This is a genomic window from Acinetobacter sp. NIOH-H-8 (assembly GCF_046635365.1).
In the GTDB taxonomy this organism is placed as follows: Bacteria; Pseudomonadota; Gammaproteobacteria; order Pseudomonadales; family Moraxellaceae; genus Acinetobacter.
The window spans coordinates 1-483 of record NZ_JBHDVN010000147.1; the positions used below are offsets into that span (position 1 = coordinate 1).

Below are 483 nucleotides of genomic sequence, written 5' to 3' on the forward strand. Positions count from 1 at the left end.
GCGGTGAAGCCGCGCAAAGTGTTTTTGATGGCGACTATGATGAGATAGAGATACGCCAGGAGTGGCAGGAAGAGAATACATTACATGAATGGGACGAGGGGGAATTTCAGCTTGAGCCACCGATGGATACAGAGGAAGGACGCGCAGCAGCTGATGAGTGGGATGAACGTTAATTACTCATACGGGCCATGATGAATGTCGATCGGCAGCAGTAAAGTATCAAAAACCAGGGAGAATGGCAGATCAAGGATTGTGACATAACGCCAGGCGGAGTCACGCACATCCCATTGCACACCGGGATAATATTGGTTGCCATGCCCCTGCCCCGGTATAGTGCGGCTAATGATGCTGCCACAGCCACTCAGCAAGGTCACCATGATGCTCACCACAATTAAACGCATTTGATACCTCTTTCGTAAAAAAATACCGGCATAACGCCGGTATTTTTATTGGCTCGTTGTTTTTGCCGGATGCGGCGTGAAC

2 protein-coding genes are annotated in these 483 nt (G+C 49.7%); one reads left to right on the forward strand and one right to left on the reverse strand.

From position 1 onward, the window contains the following. Nucleotides 1-173: hypothetical protein (locus ACEWB7_RS17490; RefSeq protein WP_411581022.1), on the forward strand; the 173-nt coding region annotated here is incomplete at its 5' end. Here ACEWB7_RS17490 and ACEWB7_RS17495 read toward each other — a convergent pair. Then, nucleotides 174-389: a YceK/YidQ family lipoprotein gene (locus ACEWB7_RS17495; protein WP_001396495.1), complete on the reverse strand. Its 216-nt coding sequence runs from the start codon at nt 387-389 to the stop codon at nt 174-176. Between the last annotated feature and the right edge of the window lie 94 nt (nt 390-483).